Raw genomic sequence first — 19928 nt, 5'->3', positions numbered from 1 at the left:
TTCTGGAGGAGTAAAATATGGCTGTAACTAAGCTGGTTCTGGTACGTCATGGCGAAAGCCAGTGGAACAACGAAAACCGTTTTACCGGTTGGTATGATGTTGACCTGTCCGAAAAAGGTGTTGGCGAAGCGAAAGCAGCGGGCAAACTGCTGAAAGACGAAGGCTTCAGCTTCGATTTTGCTTATACCTCCGTGCTGAAACGTGCCATCCATACCCTGTGGAACGTGCTGGACGAACTGGATCAGGCCTGGCTGCCGGTTGAGAAGTCCTGGAAGCTGAACGAGCGTCACTACGGTGCGCTGCAGGGTCTGAACAAAGCCGAAACCGCAGAGAAATACGGTGACGAGCAAGTTAAACAGTGGCGTCGCGGCTTCGCGGTCACCCCACCAGAGCTAACCAAAGATGACGAGCGTTATCCGGGCCACGATCCGCGTTACGCGAAACTGACCGATGCTGAACTGCCAACCACCGAAAGCCTGGCGCTGACCATCGATCGCGTTGTTCCTTACTGGAACGAAACCATTCTGCCACGCCTGAAAAGCGGTGAGCGTGTCATCATCGCTGCGCACGGTAACTCCCTGCGCGCGCTGGTAAAATACCTGGACAACATGGGTGAAGATGAGATCCTCGAGCTGAACATCCCAACCGGCGTGCCGCTGGTGTACGAGTTCGACGAAAACTTCAAACCAATCAAGCACTACTATCTGGGCAACGCTGACGAAATCGCGGCTAAAGCAGCGGCGGTAGCGAACCAGGGTAAAGCTAAGTAATAAAAAAGCCCGGTCGCGATGACCGGGCTCTGCGTTCTGAATGCCGGATGCTTATCCGGCTTTTTTTTAGCCGCGACGGGCTTTCACCGCGTTCGCCAGCTGGCGCAGTACCGTTTCGGTATCGTCCCAGCCGATACAGGCATCGGTGACGCTCTTACCGTAGACCAGCGGCTCGCTGCCTTCCAGATTCTGATTGCCTTCCACCAGGTGGCTTTCAATCATCACGCCGATAATCGCCTTTTCACCGCTGGCAATCTGCTGGCAGACATCGGCGCCTACCTCCATCTGCTTTTTGAACTGCTTGCTGGAGTTGGCATGGCTGAAGTCGATCATCACCTGCGCCGCCAGACCGGCTTTTTCCAGGCCCGCCTTCACTTCGGCGACGTGCGCCGCGCTGTAATTAGGCTCTTTGCCGCCGCGCAGAATGATATGGCAGTCGCCGTTCCCGCTGGTGTTCACAATCGCGGAGTGACCCCACTTGGTGACGGAGAGGAAGCAGTGCGGCGCCCCGGCAGCGTTAATGGCGTCGATCGCCACTTTGATGGTGCCATCGGTGCCATTTTTAAAGCCAACCGGGCAGGAGAGCCCTGACGCCAGCTCGCGGTGAACCTGTGACTCGGTGGTACGCGCGCCAATGGCGCCCCAGCTCATCAGGTCAGCGAGATATTGCGGGGTGATCATATCGAGGAATTCACCCGCCGCAGGCAGACCGCTGTCGTTGATGTCCAGCAGCAGCTTACGGGCGATGCGCAGGCCGTCGTTGATCTGGAAGCTGCCATCCATATGCGGATCGTTAATCAGCCCTTTCCAGCCTACGGTGGTACGCGGCTTTTCAAAATAGACGCGCATGACGATTTCCAGCTCATCCTTCAGCGCTTCGCGCAGGGTCAGCAGTCGCGCCGCATACTCTTTTGCCGCCGCAGGATCATGAATGGAGCACGGACCGATTACTACCAGAAGACGATCGTCATTACCTTTCAGGATCTTGTGGATCGCTTTACGGGCATGAGAAACGGTGTTGGCGGCGTTTTCGGTGGCGGGAAACTTCTCAAGGAGCGCTACAGGGGGTAATAACTCGTTGATCTCTTTAATACGTAAATCGTCATTCTGATAATTCATGTTCGTTCCAGCGTTGCCATACTTTTATAAATGAATGCAATCCCTCCAATCTATCTTGTCAGTCAGGAAGTGTAAACTCAATTTTACACTAGGCACAGATAAATCCTGGAATTCGCTTAAAAAACGCAACAAAGTAGCGAAAAACGAGATACACCCTAAACTTTTTAACTGTATGCACTGCATTTATAAACTTTATCGCGATTCCATACTGACCTAAGTAGGGATCATGGCATCTTTAACCACTGAGCAGTATATCGATTTCGCATATGCACTGTGGAAAGAAGTTATCCAGAACATAACGACCAGAACAGGAGCAGCATGATGAAAATGACTAAACTCGCAACCCTCTTCCTGACAGCTTCGCTCACGATGGCGAGCGGTGCAGCCCTGGCTGCTGATAGCGCCACCGGCTCTAACACCAATAATGGCCAGGCGAATGCCGCCGCTGATGCAGGGGCCGTTGCGCCTGATGCACGCCAGAATATTGCTCCAAACAACACCGGCAACAGCCAGATTAATACGGGTTCTGGTACAACCGGCACCACAGGTACGACCGGTACCGGCACAACAGGTACGGGTACAGGGACTGGCACAGGTTCTATGCTGAACTCAGATGGTACGAATTCCGGCAGCACCGGAGTGACCAATGGTACCGGCAACAGTTCAACCACTGGCGGCACTAACTCTGTCATGGGTAATGATGACCCAAGTAAGATGGGTAATGACGGCATGTCCAAGGACGATCAGCACAAAAATTCAATGTGTAAAGACGGTAAATGCCCGGATCAATCCGGCAAAGTTGATTCTGAAAGAACCCCGCAAGAACAAAAAACTGACGGCACTACTCAGTAATTAAGGGTAATGCAGTTATGATGAAGGAGAGCTACGGCTCTCCTTTATTTTTTGTGCAAAATGTTAAAAACTCTACACTTACAATAATAATTTACCGGGAAAGTATTCATGGCGCACTCCCACTCGCACGCCCCTTCTTCACAGGATGAAAATGCTAAACGCTTAACACTGGCGTTCGGCGTCACCGCCACCTTTATGGTCATTGAGGTGATTGGCGGGTTGTTTTCCGGCTCGCTGGCGCTGCTGGCCGATGCGGGTCATATGTTAACGGACGCCGCTGCGCTGCTGTTTGCGCTGCTGGCGGTAGTATTCGCCCGCCGCCCGCCAAGCCACGGACGCACTTTTGGCTGGTTACGTCTCACGACCCTCGCCGCCTTCGTCAACGCTATCGCGCTGGTCTTGATCACGATTTTAATCGTCTGGGAAGCCTTCCAGCGTTTCCGCCATCCGCAGCCTGTCGCGGGTGTCACCATGATGGTGGTGGCCGTGGCCGGGCTTATCGCTAATATCCTGGCGTTCTGGATTTTGCATCGTGGCAGTGGAGAAAAGAATCTCAACGTGCGGGCAGCAGCGCTGCATGTGCTGGGGGATCTGCTGGGGTCGGTGGGGGCCATCGTTGCGGCGCTGGTGATCCTCTGGACCGGCTGGACGCCCATCGACCCGATATTGTCGATTCTAGTCTCGTGCCTGGTGTTACGCAGTGCCTGGCGGCTTCTGCAGGAGAGCATCAATGAGCTGCTGGAAGGAGCGCCGGCGACGCTGGATATCCCGGCGCTGAAGCGCAACTTAACGCGCTCCATTCCTGAAGTGCGCGATGTGCATCATGTACACGTCTGGATGGTGGGAGAAAAACCGCTGATGACGCTGCATGTTCAGGTTATCCCGCCTCACGATCATGATGCGTTACTGGGGCGTATTCAGCACTTTCTGGAGCACCATTACGCCATTGCGCACAGCACCATTCAGATGGAATACACCCCCTGTAACGGACCGGACTGCCACCTCAACGAGATCCCGTCCGGTCACGCCCATCACCACCACCATTAACGTGCCAGCGCGTGTGAACCCCGTTCACGCGCGCTGTTAATCCACATCCTGCTGCCGTTCAGGGCGATGAAGGTGAGGATCATGTACTCCAGCGACATGGCGTAGACGCCCTGCAGGGCAAAGATCGCCACGCTTATCACGTTAATAATCACCCACAGCAGCCAGTTTTCGACATATTTGCGGGTCATCAGGATCATGGCGGCAATCGACAGAACCATCATGCATGAATCCCAGAACGGGAAGGCATCAGGCTGCAGCTCCGGCATGGTGACGTTCAGCCCCAGGATATTCATCACCGAGACCGCTACGCGGGTCAGGAAGGCGAACACCGGGTCGATATAGACCGTCATCAGGCCAATGGCTACCACGCAGGCAGCCAGCCAGCCCATGGCCTTCGGCAACGGTAGCCAGCGGATCTGCAGTTCCGCCTCCTGCTGGCTGTTCTGCCGGGACCAGGCGTACCAGCCGTAGATATTGGCTCCAAAGAAGAACAGCTGCAGCAGCAGGCTGGCATACAGCTGGATCTGGAAGAAGATGATGGCGAACAGCGTAACGTTCACCAGGCCAAACGCGTAGTTGACGATCTTCTCCAGACTGGCGAGCCAGATACAGAGCAGACCTGCAATCGTCCCGACCGCTTCAATCCATGACAAGTCATAGCCGCCAGCGCCAATCGGTATATGTACCAGAATGTTTTGCGTGCTAAAAAAATCCATCTTTTCCCCTGAGCGTTACGTTTACGTGGTTTAAGGACGTAGTGTAGCCGCAAAATCCAGCATTCGGTTAAGCGGAATTAACGCCCCCTCTCGCAGCGCGGCATCAACATGGATTTCATGGGCGGCTCCGCCCGTCTCCAGACCGTCTGCAATCGCTTTGAGCCCGTTCATGGCCATCCACGGACAGTGCGCGCAGCTGCGACAGGTTGCCCCCTCGCCTGCGGTCGGTGCTTCCAGCAGCTCTTTCTCTGGCACCGCCTGCTGCATTTTGTAGAAGATGCCGCGATCGGTCGCCACAATCAACTGGCGATGCGGCAGCCTCTTCGCGGCAGCGATCAGCTGGCTGGTTGAGCCGACGGCATCCGCCATATCAACGATCGCCTGCGGGGATTCCGGGTGAACCAGAATGGCTGCATCCGGGTAGAGCCCCTTCATGCGCGCCAGCGCCTGCGTTTTGAATTCATCATGGACGATACAGGCGCCCTGCCAGCAGAGAATATCCGCTCCGGTCTGTTTCTGGACGTAATTGCCAAGATGTCTGTCCGGTGCCCAGATAATCTTCTCGCCCAGGCTGTCGAGATGCTCGATCAGTTCAACGGCGATACTGGAGGTGACAACCCAGTCGGCGCGTGCTTTCACCGCCGCAGAGGTATTGGCGTAGACGACGACCGTTCTGTCAGGGTGGGCATCACAGAAGGCGGTAAACTCGTCGATCGGACAGCCCAGATCGAGCGAGCACTCCGCATTCAGGGTCGGCATCAGAATCGTTTTTTCCGGGCTGAGGATTTTGGCCGTTTCGCCCATAAAACGGACCCCGGCCACCAGCAACGTCGAAGCAGGATGCTTAGCACCAAAGCGCGCCATCTCCAGCGAGTCCGAGATACAACCGCCCGTCTCTTCTGCAAGCTGCTGAATTTCAGGATCGGTATAGTAATGGGCCACCATAACCGCATCACGCTCTTTGAGCAGACGCTTAATTTTCTCACGGTAAAACTGCTTTTCGTCCAGGCTCAGCGGGGCAGGCTTTGGTGGGAAAGGATAGATAGCGGCTTCTGGATCAAACATCACACTCATTTTGGCTTCTCGTTTTACAGGCTTAACAAATTTGCCATGCTTTAGCGATGATAACCAAAGTGACGGCAATTGTGTTTTGTATACTAAACAAGATAGCGAATCTGAGAGGGAAAGTCACATCAAAAAGCGTGCGGGCAGCATTTGTCGGGTGGCGCTTCGCTTACCCGACCTACGTAAACCCGCGCATTTTTAATTCTGGAATAACAGATAGCAAAAAGGCGCCTTTAGGGCGCCTTTTTACATTGGTGTGTCGTACAGGATGACTCGGCTTCGCCTCGCCCTTCGGGCCGTTGCTAAAGCAACGTTATCCTTCACGTTTAATATCTGAGTCAGATATTAAAATTGGTGGGTCGTGCAGGATTCGAACCTGCGACCAATTGATTAAAAGTCAACTGCTCTACCAACTGAGCTAACGACCCCTTGCGGGATGTACTGCTTTTCTTCGAAGTGGTGGGTCGTGCAGGATTCGAACCTGCGACCAATTGATTAAAAGTCAACTGCTCTACCAACTGAGCTAACGACCCATTCGGGTGCTGACTTCGAAGATTTTACTCGGTACCACCAGAAAGTGGTGGGTCGTGCAGGATGACTCGGCTTCGCCTCGCCCTATGGGCCGTTGCTGACGCAACGTTATCCTTCACGTTTAATCCCTGAGTCAGAGACTAAAATTGGTGGGTCGTGCAGGATTCGAACCTGCGACCAATTGATTAAAAGTCAACTGCTCTACCAACTGAGCTAACGACCCGAGTGGTGGGTGATGACGGGATCGAACCGCCGACCCCCTCCTTGTAAGGGAGGTGCTCTCCCAGCTGAGCTAATCACCCGATACTACGCTGGATACTACTTACTACTTAGTTAGTGGTGGGTCGTGTAGGATGACTCGGCTTCGCCTCGCCCTACGGGCCGTTGCTGACGCAACGTTATCCTTCACGCTAACCTACTGCTTTCTACTTAAGTAGTGGTGGGTCGTGCAGGATTCGAACCTGCGACCAATTGATTAAAAGTCAACTGCTCTACCAACTGAGCTAACGACCCACTATTTCGGCTGCTTCTGGGGTGTTTGATATCCCTTGGCAACGGCGGCATATATTACTGATTTAAGAATTCTGCGCAACTAAAATTTTGATGAATATCACTTAACTGCTTACGAATTATGCGGCAAGACCAGAAATAAAGCGATTTCTGGTCATGCGGCAATCATCCCATCGCAGCAAGGCGTTTTTGCGCTTGTTTTGCCCCTTCGGTGCCCGGGAACTTTGTGACTACCTGCTGGAAAACGGCTTTCGCTTTTGCGGTGTCGCCTTTGTCCTGCATGATCACACCGACCTTATACATCGCGTCAGGTGCTTTCGGTGATTTCGGGTAATTTTTAACGACTGAGGCAAAATAGAATGCCGCATCGTCTTTTTTACCCTTGTTGTAATTCAACTGTCCCAGCCAGTAATTTGCGTTTGGCTGATAAGTCGAATCCGGGTATTTCTTCACGAAGTTCTGAAACGCCGCCATCGCCTCGTCCTGGCGCGAGTTATCCTGCACCAGGGCAATTGCCGCATTGTAATCAGTATTCGCATCACCGCTCTGCACAGGCGCAGCGGTCGAGGCTGATGTGTCAGCCTGAGGCGTTGCCGCAGCACCCTGATCCCCTGCTGCCGGTTGCGCTGCTGCGCCGCCATTATTCAGGTTATCAATCTGCAACATGATCTGCTTCTGGCGCTCCACAACCTGATTGAGCTGATACTGGCTTTCCTGGATCTGTCCGCGCAGTGAGTCAATATCGGTTTGGTTGTCAGAGAGCTGCTGCTGAAGTTGGGTTAAAAGCTGGCTGTGAGCATTAGAAATACGCTCGAGTTGGGTGACTCGGTCTTCTACCGAGCCTGAGCCGACACTACTGATTGGTGCCTGAGCAAAAGCGGCCCAGGGGGCCGCTATACCAACCAGTAACGACAGACTCAACAGATGATGTCTGAAGTTACTGCTCATGCAATTCTCTTAGTAAACCAGTACGGCACGACGGTTTTTGGAGTAAGCCGCTTCGTCGTGGCCCAGTACTGCAGGTTTTTCTTTACCGTAAGAAACGATGGAGATCTGGTCAGCAGAAACGCCTTTACCCTGCAGGTACATTTTAACGGCGTTAGCACGACGCTCACCCAGGGAGATGTTGTACTCAGGAGTACCACGTTCGTCCGCGTGACCTTCTACGGTGACTTTGTAAGACGGGTTGCTACGCAGGAAGTTAGCGTGCGCATCCAGCATCGCAGCGAAGTCTGAACGGATGTCGAACTTGTCCAGATCGAAGTAAACAATGTTGTTCTGCTGCAGCTGTTGCATCTGAAGACGCGCCTGCTCTTCAGAAGACATATTGCCGTTGCCGTTTGCGTCCATACCGGTGCCGGCACCCATCATGCCTTCGCCGCTCTGGTCGTTGCTGGCGTTCTTGTTAGAAGAACACGCTGCGATTGCCATAACAGGCAGAGCGATCATCAGCCCTTTCAGCACTTTGTTCAGTTGCATTTCTATGATTCCTATATTATTCAATTAATTATTATTACAGGTACGGCGACCAGGCAGGTGATTTTACCTGTCCATCAGTTGCCGGAATACGCGCTTTGAAACGCCCATCGGTAGAAACCAGATTCAGCACGGATCCCATCCCCTGAGAAGAGCTGTAGATAACCATAGTGCCGTTAGGTGCCAGACTTGGCGTTTCATCCAGGAAAGTCGACGACAGAACTTGTACGCCGCCCCCGCCCAGATCTTGTTTAGCAATGTGCTGCTGACCACCGGCCGAGCTAACCATTACCATAAATTTACCATCAGCGCTCACGTCGGCGTCCTGGTTCTGAGAACCTTCCCAGGTGATACGTTGTGGTGCACCGCCATTAATATTAACTTTATAGACCTGTGGACGACCCGCCTGGTCAGAGGTAAAGGCCAGGTTCTGGCTGTCCGGGAACCAGGTTGGTTCAGTGTTGTTGCTGCGACCATCGGTTACCTGACGGATCTGGCCAGAGGCGATGTCCATCACGTACAGGTTCAGGCTACCGGTTTTAGACAGGGCAAACGCCAGTTTAGAACCGTCAGGCGAGAATGCTGGTGCGCCGTTGTGACGTGGGAAAGAGGCAACCTGGCGTACCGCGCCGTTAGACAGCGTCTGGATAACCAGCGCCGAACGACCGCTTTCGAAGGTCACGTAGGCCAGCTTAGAGCCGTCCGGAGACCAGGCCGGAGACATCAGCGGCTGTGGTGAACGGTGAACGGTGAACTGGTTGTAGCCATCGTAATCAGAGACGCGCAGCTCATACGGGAATTGGCCGCCGTTGGTCTGTACAACGTAAGCGATACGGGTGCGGAATGCGCCTTTGATGCCGGTCAGATTCTCGAATACCGCATCGCTGGCAGCATGGGCCGCATAGCGCAGGTACTGTTTAGTGACCTTGTAAGAGTTCTGAGACAGAACGGTCCCCGGTGCGCCGCCGGTATCTACCAGCTGATAGGCCACGGTGTAAGAGCCGTCCGGGTTAGGGGTAACCTGACCTACAACCACGGCATCAATTCCCAGTGCAGACCACGCCGCAGGCTGAACTTCCTGCGCGTTACCCGGCTGCTGAGGCAGGCGAGAACGGTCTAACGGGTTGAATTTACCACTGTTGCGCAGGTCAGCAGCCACGACGCCGCCTGCGTCTTCAGGCGCCGCACCAGGGCCAGTCCACTGGAACGGAACCACACCAATCGGACGTGCCGAATCCACTCCCTGGGTGATTTCGATACGCACTTCTGCGTGCAGCACCGCTGCCCACAGCATTAAGAAACTCATTGCAACACGTAATGCCTGCTTCATCATATCTCCCATATCCGGGTAACCTTACCCGCATAATTTAGCAGAATGTTAACAAACCCAAATAAACAAAACTACCAGAACGCTAAGACTAAACCTGGCCTGTTTTTCCCCGTTTGCACAGGGAAATTAAAACTTAAGGCTTGAAGTCCAGCGGTGCATTTTTGAACGTTTCATACACAGCCTGTGAAGGCGGTTTCGGGAACTTCGTCATCCTGCTGGTTGCAGATAACATCTGCTGACAGAAGGCCTCGTCGCCCCCCTCTTTTTTCACGCTGAGGATGGTTCCGTCCGCGGCCAGGTTTACCCGAAGCGTACAGGTTTTCCCGCGATAGCTATCCCAGTCGTACAGATGCCCACGAATGGCGGCCTGTACCTGTGCAATATACGACGCAATCTCAGCCTGAGATGCACCGCCTTGCCCTGGCTTACTTCCTTTAGCAGGAGAAGTGCCACCTGCGCTACCGCTGTTGGTACCTTTCGGCGCATTCTTACCTGAGCTTAAGTCACCGAACAGGTCGTCAACGTCCGATGCGGCCGCTTTTTCTGCTGCGGCTTTCTTAGCGGCAGCGGCTTTCGCGGCGGCAGCTTTGTCAGCAGCAGCTTTATCGGCAGCCGCTTTCTTTTCTGCAGCCGCTTTTTCTGCTGCGGCTTTCTTCTCGGCTGCGGCTTTTTCTGCGGCAGCCGCTTTCTTCTCAGCAGCCGCTTTTTCAGCAGCAGCCTTTTCAGCTGCCGCGGCTTTTTCCGCAGCAGCCGCTTTCTTCGCTGCTTCAGCAGCCGCTTTTTTCTCGGCTTCCTGGGCGGCTTGTTTAGCGGCTTCTGCTTCCGCTTTTTTCTGTGCGTCGGCAGCGGCTTTCTTAGCCGCTTCCGCTTCTGCCTTTTTCTTCGCGTCAGCCGCTGCTTTTGCGGCTTCGGCTTCAGCTTGTTTCTGGGCATCGGCTGCAGCTTTTTTCGCTGCGGCTGCGGCGGCTTCAGCAGCTTCTTTTGCCTGAGCATCTGCCTTCGCTTTTGCTTCCGCTGCGGCTTTGGCTGCCGCCTCTTCCGCCTGCTTCTGCTGCTCCTGCGCTTTTTTCGCGGCGGCTTCAGCCTGTTTTTGCTGCTCCGCCTGCTCTTTCGCCGCTTCCTGCGCCTGCAAACGTTCTTTCTCAAGCTGCTTCAGGCGCTCCTGCTCGGCGGCCTGCTTTTCACGCAGCTCCTCCGCCTGCTGTTGCGCCTGCTTTTCACGCTGCTCTTCAGCGCGCTTTGCACTCGCCTGCTGCTGCTGCTGACGGTTATAGTTCTGAACGACCGCGCCGGGATCGACCATGACGGCATCGATGGATGAACCTCCACCACCTCCGGCAGCGGCATCCAGATGCTCATCGAACGAACTCCAGATCAGTCCTGCAAAAAGAATGACATGCAGCACCGCCGAGATAATTATCGCCCGTTTAAGCTTATCGTTTTGTTCGGTTGCCTTTGACACTATGGGTTCCCAAAAACTCTGTTGTTTACGCAGATAATCAAATAGGCTGCGTCATCAAGCCGACTGACTTAACGCCCGCGCTATGCAACAGGTTCAGCGCTTTAATTATTTCATCGTAAGGCACGTCTTTCGCACCACCGATTAAGAAGACCGTTTTCGGATTGGACTGCAGACGTCGTTGCGCTTCCGCAATGACCTGCTCCGGCGGCAACTGATCCATACGATCTTTTTCCACCACCACGCTGTACTGCCCTACTCCGGATACCTCAATGATGACCGGTGGATCGTCATTGGTGCTTACAGCCTGAGATTCTGTCGCATCCGGCAGATCAACCTCAACGCTCTGGGTGATGATGGGTGCTGTCGCCATAAAGATCAGCAGCAGCACCAGCAGCACGTCCAGCAGCGGTACAATGTTGATTTCGGACTTCAGTTCGCGACGACCCCGTCCACGCTGTCTGGCCATGGTTTACCCCTTGTTGCTCTCGGTGCTGGTAAACGCCTGGCGGTGCAGAATCGCAGTGAACTCTTCCATGAAGTTGTCGTAGTTCAGTTCCAGTTTGTTCACGCGCTGGTTCAGACGGTTATACGCCATAACCGCTGGAATTGCGGCGAACAGACCGATAGCAGTCGCGATCAGCGCTTCAGCGATACCCGGAGCAACCATTTGCAGCGTCGCCTGTTTTACTGCACCCAGGGCGATAAAGGCATGCATGATCCCCCAGACCGTACCAAACAGACCGATATAGGGACTGATGGAACCCACGGTACCCAGGAAAGGAATATGCGTTTCCAGCGTTTCCAGTTCACGGTTCATCGAGATACGCATCGCACGGGATGCCCCCTCAACCACCGCTTCCGGCGCATGGTTATTGGCGCGGTGCAAACGGGCAAACTCTTTAAACCCACTATAAAAGATTTGCTCGGAGCCGGAGAGGTTTTCACGACGGCCCTGGCTTTCCTGATACAAACGGGAAAGTTCGATACCAGACCAGAACTTGTCTTCAAAAGCTTCCGCTTCGCGGCCTGCCGCATTGAGGATACGGGTTCTCTGAATGATGATGGCCCAGGATGCGATTGAAAAACCAATCAAAATCAACATGATAAGTTTAACCAGAAGGCTTGCCTTCAGGAACAAATCAAGGATATTCATGTCAGTCACTGCTTAAACTCCGCGACAATAGACTTAGGAAGCGCACGAGGCTTCATGATGAGTGGATCAACACAGACAATCAGGACTTCAGCTTCGTTCAGTACCGTGTTCTCTGCATTGACGATCCGCTGCGTGAAAACCAGTGAGGTTCCGCGCATTGATGTTATTTCTGTTTGGACTTCGAGCATATCGTCGAGTCTGGCAGGCGCAAAATACTCCAGCGTCATCTTGCGTACCACGAAGGCAACTCGCTCCGCCAACAGAACCTGCTGGCTAAAGTGATGATGGCGCAGCATTTCAGTGCGTGCTCGTTCATAAAAGGCAACGTAGCTGGCGTGGTAAACCACACCACCGGCATCCGTATCTTCATAGTAGACACGAACCGGCCATCGAAATAGCGTTGTATTCACTTTACATCCCGGTAATGCAAAAAAGGTTAGAGCTTTTAAACTTCGCTACTATACGCGCGGGAATGGTGGTTTGGAATGGGGGAAAGTAAACAGAGAGTAAATTTTTATGGGCCCGGGTAAGCCCATAATATTAACGGATAGTTCTTATTCAGTTGAAAAAGAAAAACAGGCCCAACAGCAGGATCACATCAGCAATCAGCGGGCAAAAAATACCCTGCCAGTGTACGGCTTTCGGACGAAATCCCACCCCGTGGATTACGCCTGCACATACCGCCCACATAATAAGAAAACCGTGCCAGATCTCGAGCTCGCTGGTCTTCGCTGCGAAGCGCGACGGGTCCCAGAAAATGCAGCCCGCCAGCAGTAAGGCCATCACTAAGGAAAGCGCCCTTAACGGGCGCTTGTCCATAATCGCGTAGAGATACGTGATCATCAGTGTTTTTCTTCACCGGCTTTGGACGCTTCAACGTGCTCAAGCGCAAGGGCGGTAATCACACCAAATGCACAGGCCAGAAGCGTTCCTAAAATCCATGCGAAATACCACATATTCAGCTCCTTCCTTAATACATAGAGTGAGTATTGCTTTCAATATGTTCTTTCGTGATACGACCGTACATTTTCCAGTAACACCAGGCGGTGTAAGCCAGAATAATCGGTACGAACACGGCAGCCACAAACGTCATCAGATTAAGGGTCATCTGGCTGGAGGTTGCATCCCACATCGTCAGGCTGGCATTCATCATCGTGCTGGATGGCATCACGAACGGGAACATCGCGATACCGGCTGTCAGGATGATGCACGCAAGCGTCAGTGAAGAGAAGACAAACGCCAGTGCCCCTTTCTCCGCGCGGGAGGTCAGGATGGTCAGCACCGGCAGCGCGACGCCCAGAGCCGGAATCGCCCACAGGATCGGTGTGTTATTGAAGTTCACCAGCCAGGCGCCAGCCTCGCGAGCCACCTCTTTGGTCAGCGGGTTAGACGGTGCGCTATGGTCAATCGCAGTAGTCACAACATAACCGTCGATACCAAACATCACCCACAAACCTGCCAGCGCAAAGCCAACCAGCGTCACCAGAGCCGCCATCTGCGAGACGGCGCGAGAGCGCAGGTGCAGCTCGCCCACGGTACGCATCTGCAGGTAGGTTGCCCCCTGAGTAATGATCATCGCCACGCTGACGACCCCTGCCAGCAGACCAAACGGATTCAGCAGCTGGAAGAAGTTACCGGTGTAGTAGAGGCGCATATATTCATCGAGGTGGAACGGCACGCCCTGCAGCAGGTTGCCGAACGCCACGCCGATGACCAGCGGCGGCACGAAGCTACCGATGAAGATGCCCCAGTCCCACAGGTTACGCCAGCGGGTGTCTTCGATCTTCGAGCGGTAATCAAAACCGACCGGACGGAAGAACAAGGATGCCAGCACCAGAATCATCGCCACATAGAAGCCGGAGAACGCAGCCGCGTAGACCATCGGCCAGGCAGCGAACAGTGCGCCGCCTGCGGTGATGAGCCACACCTGGTTACCGTCCCAGTGTGGGGCGATGGAGTTAATCATAATTCGACGCTCGGTATCATTACGACCGAGGAAGCGGGTGAGCATGCCCACCCCCATGTCGAAACCGTCAGTGACCGCAAAACCAATCAGTAAGATCCCGACCAGCAGCCACCAGATAAAACGCAATACTTCATAATCGATCATTTGACGACTCCTGTCTTACCGTGCCGGCTGAGTAGTCACGGTGGACTGCTCGTATTGAGGCTGAGAAGCAACGGTGGACTGCTCATAATGGTAGCGACCGGTTTTCAGGCTGCTTGGGCCAAGGCGCGCAAACTTGAACATCAGGAACAGTTCAGCCACCAGGAACAGGGTGTAGAGGCCGCAAATCAGCAACATGGAGAAAATCAGATCGCCTGCGGTCAGAGAGGAGTTCGCCACCGCAGTTGGCAGCACCTCACCGATAGCCCACGGCTGACGGCCATACTCCGCAACAAACCAGCCAGATTCAATGGCAATCCACGGCAGCGGAATCGCATACAACGCGGTGCGCAGCAGCCATTTCTTCTCACCGATACGGTTACGAATGACCGACCAGAAGGAGGCGGCGATAATCAGCAGCATCAGCACACCACAACCCACCATGATACGGAAGGCGAAGTAGAGCGGCGCCACGCGCGGAATCGAGTCTTTGGTCGCCATCTGGATCTGCTCTTCCGTCGCGTCAGAGACGTTCGGGGTATAGCGTTTCAGCAGCAGGCCATAGCCAAGGTCTTTTTTCACGTCGTTAAACTGGTCGCGAACAGACTGATCGCTGGTCCCGGAACGCAGTTCTTCCAGAAGCGTATAGGCTTTCATCCCGTTACGGATACGCTCTTCATGCTGCACCATCAGATCTTTCAGACCGATAACCGGCGTATCCACAGAGCGGGTGGCAATGATGCCCAGCGCATAAGGGATCTGAATAGCAAAGTGGTTTTCCTGCGCATCCTGATCGGGGATACCAAACAGGGTAAAGGCGGCCGGTGCAGGCTGGGTTTCCCACTCTGCTTCGATCGCTGCCAGTTTGGTTTTCTGCACGTCGCCCATTTCGTAACCGGATTCATCACCCAGCACGATAACGGAGAGGATAGCCGCCATACCGAAGCTCGCCGCGATGGCGAAAGAGCGCTTAGCAAAGGCGAAGTCACGACCACGCAGCATGTAGTAGGCGCTGATGCCCAGCACGAACATCGCGCCGCAGACATAGCCGGAGGCCACAGTGTGAACGAATTTCACCTGTGCGACCGGGTTCAGCACCAGCTCGGAGAAGCTGACCATCTCCATACGCATGGTTTCGAAGTTGAAATCAGACGCGATAGGGTTCTGCATCCAGCCGTTGGCGACCAGGATCCACAGTGCGGAGAGGTTAGAGCCCAGGGCCACCAACCAGGTTACGCACATATGCTGGACTTTACCCAGACGATCCCAACCAAAGAAGAACAGACCTACAAAGGTGGATTCGAGGAAGAAAGCCATCAGACCTTCAATGGCCAACGGCGCCCCGAAGATATCCCCGACATAGTGGGAATAATAAGACCAGTTAGTCCCGAACTGGAACTCCATGGTCAGACCGGTTGCCACGCCCAGCGCAAAGTTGATACCAAACAACTTGCCCCAGAACTTGGTCATATCTTTATAAATCTGTTTGCCGGAGAGGACGTAAACCGTTTCCATGATGGCCAACAGGAACGCCATACCGAGCGTCAGCGGCACAAACAGGAAGTGGTACATCGCGGTCAAGGCAAACTGTAAGCGCGACAGTTCGACTACGTCTAACATTATGACTCCTTGCTCATCGCATGAAGACTCCGAGAGTGAATCCCGTTAGAGAAGGATCCACACACATGCCCCAAAAATTATCAGCACCCTTTCTTCGTTACTTAATCCTCGCAGGAGGAAAAAAGCGATGATGAAAGGTTACAGATGCGTTAATAAAAACTGAAATTGATCCCGCAAATATATTACGCTGCAAAACCCTTACAATAAACAGGTTTTTAATGGAAGTCTTTTACGATTTACGACAGCGATCAATATTTAGCAAAATTATCACTTTCCGACCAATTTGATCGGGAACAATTTAGCGCCTTTTGACGCTCTTTTCCAGGTATTAAATATTGATATAAATCAATAATCCCTGAACGTGTTAAGGGTGTTTCCGCGTGGTAAATGCAATGAAAATGATGTTAATGATATGTTTTAATATTCGCTTGATGGTTATCAAATAAAGCGGGGATTATAAATAAAGGTGATTTAAATTAACGCAGGCAGCGAAGCATTTTTTTAATAAGCCTGTGCTGCTAATGTCAGATGGTTCACAGTAATTTTCCGTATAGGTTTTATCAAAAATTATTATCACAAATATTTTACTTTTAATAATCTATAATTTAACACCCATGTGTTGCTAATTTGTTTCAATTCGTCGACCCCAAAATGTTTTCACGCCCGTTCGCTTAACTTTCATCCGCCCTGCCCGCCTCTGTCTCCACGCGGAAACACTGTCGCGCAAAAAAAAAGGCCATCTTGCGATGGCCAACCATGTCGAAACGGACATTTATTATGTCAAAGCTCCCCGCACGGGGAGCAGAGAGGATTTACTTAATGATAGATTTCAGTGCTTCACCGATGTCAGCCAGGCTGCGCACGGTTTTCACGCCTGCGGCTTCCAGCGCAGCGAATTTCTCATCCGCAGTGCCTTTGCCGCCCGCGATGATGGCGCCTGCGTGGCCCATACGCTTGCCTTTCGGCGCGGTCACACCCGCGATGTAGCCAACAACTGGCTTGGTCACGTGATCTTTGATGTAAGCAGCCGCTTCTTCTTCCGCGCTACCGCCGATTTCACCGATCATCACAATCGCTTCAGTCTGCGGGTCTTCCTGGAACAGCTTCAGGATGTCGATGAAGTTAGAGCCCGGGATCGGGTCGCCGCCGATGCCCACGCAGGTGGACTGGCCGAAACCGTAGTCGGTGGTCTGCTTAACCGCTTCATAGGTCAGGGTACCAGAGCGGGAAACGATGCCCACTTTACCTGGCTTGTGAATGTGACCCGGCATGATGCCGATTTTGCATTCGCCTGGGGTGATCACGCCCGGGCAGTTTGGCCCGATCATGCGTACGCCCGCTTCGTCCAGTTTCACCTTCACGGTCAGCATATCCAGGGTCGGGATACCTTCGGTAATGGTGATAATCAGTTTGATGCCTGCGTCGATCGCTTCCAGGATGGAGTCTTTGCAGAACGGCGCCGGAACGTAGATCACGGTGGCAGTTGCGCCAGTCGCTTCTACCGCTTCACGGACGGTGTTGAACACCGGCAGGCCCAGATGGGTGGTGCCGCCTTTACCTGGCGTTACGCCGCCAACCATCTGCGTACCGTAGGCAATCGCCTGCTCAGAGTGGAATGAACCCTGGCTACCGGTGAAGCCCTGGCAGATAACCTTGGTATCTTTATTAATTAAAACGGACATTATTTCCCCTCCACTGCGGCAACAACCTGCTGAGCTGCATCCGTCAGACTTTTCGCTGCAATAATATTCAGGCCGCTGTCAGCCAGTTTTTTCGCGCCGAGTTCAGCGTTGTTACCTTCCAGACGAACGACAACCGGGACGTTCACGCCCACTTCTTCTACCGCGCCGATGATACCGTCAGCGATCAGGTCGCAACGTACGATACCGCCGAAGATGTTAACCAGAACGGCTTTCACGTTGTCATCGGAGAGAATAATTTTGAATGCTTCGGTCACGCGCTCTTTGGTTGCGCCGCCGCCCACATCCAGGAAGTTTGCCGGCTCGCCGCCGTGCAGCTTAACGATGTCCATGGTGCCCATTGCCAGGCCCGCACCGTTAACCATGCAACCGATGTTGCCATCGAGTGCCACGTAGTTCAGTTCCCACTGTGCAGCCTGCGCTTCACGTGGATCTTCCTGAGACTGGTCGCGCATTTCGCGCAGGTCAGCCTGGCGGAACAGTGCGTTGCCGTCAGCGCCCAGTTTGCCGTCGAGGCAGATCAGATCGCCCTGCTTGGTGATTACTAGCGGGTTGATTTCGATCAGCGCCAGATCGCGCTCCAGGAAGATAGTTGCCAGGCCCATGAAGATCTTGGTGAATTGCTGCACCAGTTTGCCTTCCAGACCCAGTTTGAAGGCCAGCTCGCGACCCTGGTAAGGCATTGGGCCTGCCAGCGGATCGATAGCGACTTTGTGGATCAGATGCGGCGTCTCTTCCGCCACTTTTTCGATTTCCACGCCGCCTTCGGTAGAGGCCATGAACACCACGCGACGGGAGCTACGGTCTACGACTGCGCCGAGGTAGAGTTCTTTAGCAATATCGGTTGCCGCTTCAACCAGGATCTGGTTAACCGGCTGGCCGCCTGCGTCTGTCTGGTAGGTCACCAGACGTTTGCCCAGCCAGTGCTCAGCAAAAGCGCGGATCTCTTCTTTACTGTTAACGACTTTCACACCGCCCGCTTTACCGCGGCCGCCAGCGTGAACCTGACATTTCACTACCCATGGACCCGCACCGATTTTAGAGGCGGCTTCTTCTGCTTCACGAGGGGTATTGCAGGCATAACCCACCGGAGCCGGTAAGCCATACCGGGCAAACAGCTGTTTTGCCTGATATTCATGTAAGTTCATGTGTTCTATCCATCCTTCAGGGTAATCGTTAGGTCATGCTTTTGTAGGCCCGGCAGACCAGGTGCCGCCGGGCAGTACCGCGAAAAACTAGACGTCCAGCAGCAGACGGGTCGGATCTTCCAGCAGCTCTTTAATCGCCACCAGGAAGCCCACGGACTCGCGGCCATCGATCAGACGGTGATCGTAGGAGAGCGCCAGATACATCATCGGCAGGATCTCCACTTTACCGTCTACCGCCATCGGGCGGTCTTTAATGGCGTGCATGCCAAGGATCGCGCTCTGCGGTGGGTTGATGATCGGGGTAGACATCAGCGAACCGAATACGCCGCCGTTGGTAATGGTGAAGTTACCGCCAGTCAGGTCGTCTACGGTCAGCTTGCCGTCACGGCCTTTCACTGCCAGCTCTTTAATTTTCTTCTCGATGTCAGCCATGCCCAGGGTATCCACATCACGCAGAACCGGGGTCACCAGGCCGCGCGGGGTAGAAACGGCCATGCTCACGTCGAAGTAGTTGTGATAAACCACATCATCGCCATCGATAGATGCGTTCACTTCCGGATAGCGTTTCAGCGCTTCAACAACCGCTTTCACGTAGAAGGACATAAAGCCCAGACGGATACCGTGACGTTTTTCAAAGGCGTCACCGTACTGCTTACGCAGGTCCATGATTGGCTTCATGTTCACTTCGTTGAAGGTGGTCAGCATCGCGGTGGAGTTTTTCGCTTCCAGCAGACGCTCGGCCACACGCTTACGCAGGCGGGTCATCGGCACGCGTTTTTCGCTGCGTGCGCCCAGAGCAGGCTGTGCTGCTGGTGCAGCTTCAGGCGCTTTGGCTTCTGCTTTCGCTTCAGACGGCGCTTTCGCCAGGTGTTTGTCGATATCTTCGCGGGTCAGGCGGCCGCCGACGCCGGTGCCTTTAATGGCCGCCGGGTCGAGGCTGTGCTCAGCCAGCAGGCGACGGATCGCCGGGCTCAGCGCGTCGTTGCTCTGCTCTTCCAGAGAAGCCTGCTGGCGCTGGGCTGGCGTAGAGGCTTTCTCTTCAGACTTAGCGCTGGACTCTTTGCCCGCGCTGTTGCCTTCACGCAGGCGACCCAGGATCTGGCGAGAGGTTACCGTCGTACCTTCATCTTCCAGGACTGCATCCAGAATGCCATCCGCTGAAGCCGGTACTTCCAGTACCACTTTGTCAGTTTCGATTTCTACCAGCACTTCGTCGCGGGTTACCGCGTCGCCTGGTTTTTTGTGCCAGGTGGCGACGGTTGCATCTGCTACGGACTCAGGCAGGTCGGGAACAAGAATATCTACGCTACTCATTATGTATC

The 19928-nt window shown here is 53.9% G+C and carries 20 protein-coding genes and 5 tRNA genes; 3 read left to right on the top strand and 22 right to left on the bottom strand.

Annotated elements, in window-relative coordinates:
- The first annotated feature begins 17 nt into the window (after window positions 1–17).
- Window positions 18–770, top strand: a complete 753-nt coding sequence (gpmA, locus tag C3406_RS02250; RefSeq protein ID WP_103823548.1) for a 2,3-diphosphoglycerate-dependent phosphoglycerate mutase — start codon at window positions 18–20, stop codon at window positions 768–770.
- A gap of 66 nt (window positions 771–836) precedes the next feature.
- Here gpmA and aroG read toward each other — a convergent pair whose 3' ends face one another.
- Window positions 837–1889, bottom strand: a complete 1053-nt coding sequence (gene aroG, locus C3406_RS02245; protein WP_103823549.1) for a 3-deoxy-7-phosphoheptulonate synthase AroG — start codon at window positions 1887–1889, stop codon at window positions 837–839.
- A 321-nt stretch (window positions 1890–2210) separates the two neighbouring features.
- On the opposite strand from aroG, the gene C3406_RS26760 reads away from it, so the two are divergent.
- The gene (locus C3406_RS26760) at window positions 2211–2741 is read left to right on the top strand and encodes a protein YbgS (RefSeq protein ID WP_103823550.1); all 531 of its coding nucleotides are present in this window, start codon (window positions 2211–2213) and stop codon (window positions 2739–2741) included.
- Window positions 2742–2849: 108 nt separating this feature from the next.
- Window positions 2850–3788, top strand: a complete 939-nt coding sequence (zitB, locus tag C3406_RS02235) for a CDF family zinc transporter ZitB (protein ID WP_103823551.1) — start codon at window positions 2850–2852, stop codon at window positions 3786–3788.
- Here zitB and pnuC read toward each other — a convergent pair.
- From pnuC to odhB, 21 genes are all read right to left on the bottom strand, one after another.
- Complete coding sequence (pnuC, locus tag C3406_RS02230) at window positions 3785–4504, bottom strand: nicotinamide riboside transporter PnuC (RefSeq protein ID WP_103823552.1); 720 nt, start codon at window positions 4502–4504, stop codon at window positions 3785–3787. The two genes, zitB and pnuC, sit on opposite strands and share 4 nt — an antisense overlap.
- Before the next feature lie 30 nt (window positions 4505–4534).
- On the bottom strand, window positions 4535–5578 hold the full coding sequence (gene nadA / locus C3406_RS02225; RefSeq protein ID WP_103823553.1) for a quinolinate synthase NadA: 1044 nt from the start codon (window positions 5576–5578) through the stop codon (window positions 4535–4537).
- A 343-nt stretch (window positions 5579–5921) separates the two neighbouring features.
- Window positions 5922–5997 (bottom strand) — tRNA-Lys (locus tag C3406_RS02220).
- A gap of 29 nt (window positions 5998–6026) precedes the next feature.
- Window positions 6027–6102, bottom strand: a tRNA-Lys gene (locus C3406_RS02215).
- A gap of 145 nt (window positions 6103–6247) precedes the next feature.
- Window positions 6248–6323, bottom strand: a tRNA-Lys gene (locus tag C3406_RS02210).
- A gap of 3 nt (window positions 6324–6326) precedes the next feature.
- Window positions 6327–6402 (bottom strand) — tRNA-Val (locus tag C3406_RS02205).
- Window positions 6403–6537: 135 nt separating this feature from the next.
- Window positions 6538–6613, bottom strand: a tRNA-Lys gene (locus C3406_RS02200).
- Between the two features lie 162 nt (window positions 6614–6775).
- On the bottom strand, window positions 6776–7558 hold the full coding sequence (gene cpoB / locus C3406_RS02195; RefSeq protein ID WP_103823554.1) for a cell division protein CpoB: 783 nt from the start codon (window positions 7556–7558) through the stop codon (window positions 6776–6778).
- 9 nt (window positions 7559–7567) lie between these two features.
- Window positions 7568–8089 (bottom strand): peptidoglycan-associated lipoprotein Pal, encoded by a 522-nt coding sequence (gene pal / locus C3406_RS02190; protein ID WP_032617096.1) that lies wholly within the window; start codon window positions 8087–8089, stop codon window positions 7568–7570.
- 34 nt (window positions 8090–8123) lie between these two features.
- Window positions 8124–9416, bottom strand: coding sequence for a Tol-Pal system beta propeller repeat protein TolB (tolB, locus tag C3406_RS02185; protein WP_103823614.1), 1293 nt, complete (start codon window positions 9414–9416; stop codon window positions 8124–8126).
- A gap of 133 nt (window positions 9417–9549) precedes the next feature.
- Window positions 9550–10878, bottom strand: a complete 1329-nt coding sequence (tolA, locus tag C3406_RS02180; RefSeq protein ID WP_103823555.1) for a cell envelope integrity protein TolA — start codon at window positions 10876–10878, stop codon at window positions 9550–9552.
- A 37-nt stretch (window positions 10879–10915) separates the two neighbouring features.
- Complete coding sequence (gene tolR / locus C3406_RS02175) at window positions 10916–11344, bottom strand: colicin uptake protein TolR (RefSeq protein WP_039029343.1); 429 nt, start codon at window positions 11342–11344, stop codon at window positions 10916–10918.
- Window positions 11345–11347: 3 nt separating this feature from the next.
- Window positions 11348–12040 carry a Tol-Pal system protein TolQ gene (tolQ, locus tag C3406_RS02170; RefSeq protein ID WP_072036639.1) on the bottom strand — a complete coding sequence of 231 codons (693 nt, stop codon included), beginning with the start codon at window positions 12038–12040 and terminating at the stop codon, window positions 11348–11350.
- Window positions 12037–12441 (bottom strand): tol-pal system-associated acyl-CoA thioesterase, encoded by a 405-nt coding sequence (gene ybgC, locus C3406_RS02165; protein ID WP_032617092.1) that lies wholly within the window; start codon window positions 12439–12441, stop codon window positions 12037–12039. The genes tolQ and ybgC overlap by 4 nt, the downstream gene beginning before the upstream one ends.
- A 148-nt stretch (window positions 12442–12589) precedes the next feature.
- Window positions 12590–12874 (bottom strand): cyd operon protein YbgE, encoded by a 285-nt coding sequence (gene ybgE, locus C3406_RS02160; RefSeq protein WP_103178726.1) that lies wholly within the window; start codon window positions 12872–12874, stop codon window positions 12590–12592.
- Window positions 12874–12987, bottom strand: a complete 114-nt coding sequence (cydX, locus tag C3406_RS02155) for a cytochrome bd-I oxidase subunit CydX (protein WP_006177208.1) — start codon at window positions 12985–12987, stop codon at window positions 12874–12876. Before cydX ends, ybgE begins: the two co-directional genes overlap by 1 nt.
- A 14-nt stretch (window positions 12988–13001) precedes the next feature.
- The gene (cydB, locus tag C3406_RS02150) at window positions 13002–14141 is read right to left on the bottom strand and encodes a cytochrome d ubiquinol oxidase subunit II (RefSeq protein ID WP_103823556.1); all 1140 of its coding nucleotides are present in this window, start codon (window positions 14139–14141) and stop codon (window positions 13002–13004) included.
- A 15-nt stretch (window positions 14142–14156) separates the two neighbouring features.
- Window positions 14157–15758 (bottom strand): cytochrome ubiquinol oxidase subunit I, encoded by a 1602-nt coding sequence (cydA, locus tag C3406_RS02145; protein WP_103823557.1) that lies wholly within the window; start codon window positions 15756–15758, stop codon window positions 14157–14159.
- Window positions 15759–16570: 812 nt separating this feature from the next.
- Complete coding sequence (gene sucD, locus C3406_RS02140) at window positions 16571–17440, bottom strand: succinate--CoA ligase subunit alpha (protein ID WP_032617085.1); 870 nt, start codon at window positions 17438–17440, stop codon at window positions 16571–16573.
- Window positions 17440–18606: an ADP-forming succinate--CoA ligase subunit beta gene (gene sucC, locus C3406_RS02135; protein WP_032617084.1), complete on the bottom strand. Its 1167-nt coding sequence runs from the start codon at window positions 18604–18606 to the stop codon at window positions 17440–17442. The genes sucD and sucC overlap by 1 nt, the downstream gene beginning before the upstream one ends.
- Before the next feature lie 87 nt (window positions 18607–18693).
- A complete protein-coding gene (odhB, locus tag C3406_RS02130) occupies window positions 18694–19920 on the bottom strand; it encodes a 2-oxoglutarate dehydrogenase complex dihydrolipoyllysine-residue succinyltransferase (RefSeq protein ID WP_103178721.1) in 1227 nt (408 codons plus the stop codon).
- Window positions 19921–19928: the final 8 nt, after the last annotated feature.

It is taken from the genome of Leclercia sp. LSNIH8 (genome assembly GCF_002920195.1).
Taxonomy (GTDB): domain Bacteria; phylum Pseudomonadota; class Gammaproteobacteria; order Enterobacterales; family Enterobacteriaceae; genus Enterobacter.
The sequence above is the reverse complement of the archived record's forward strand: the minus strand, read 5'-3'. Positions and strand labels throughout refer to the sequence as shown.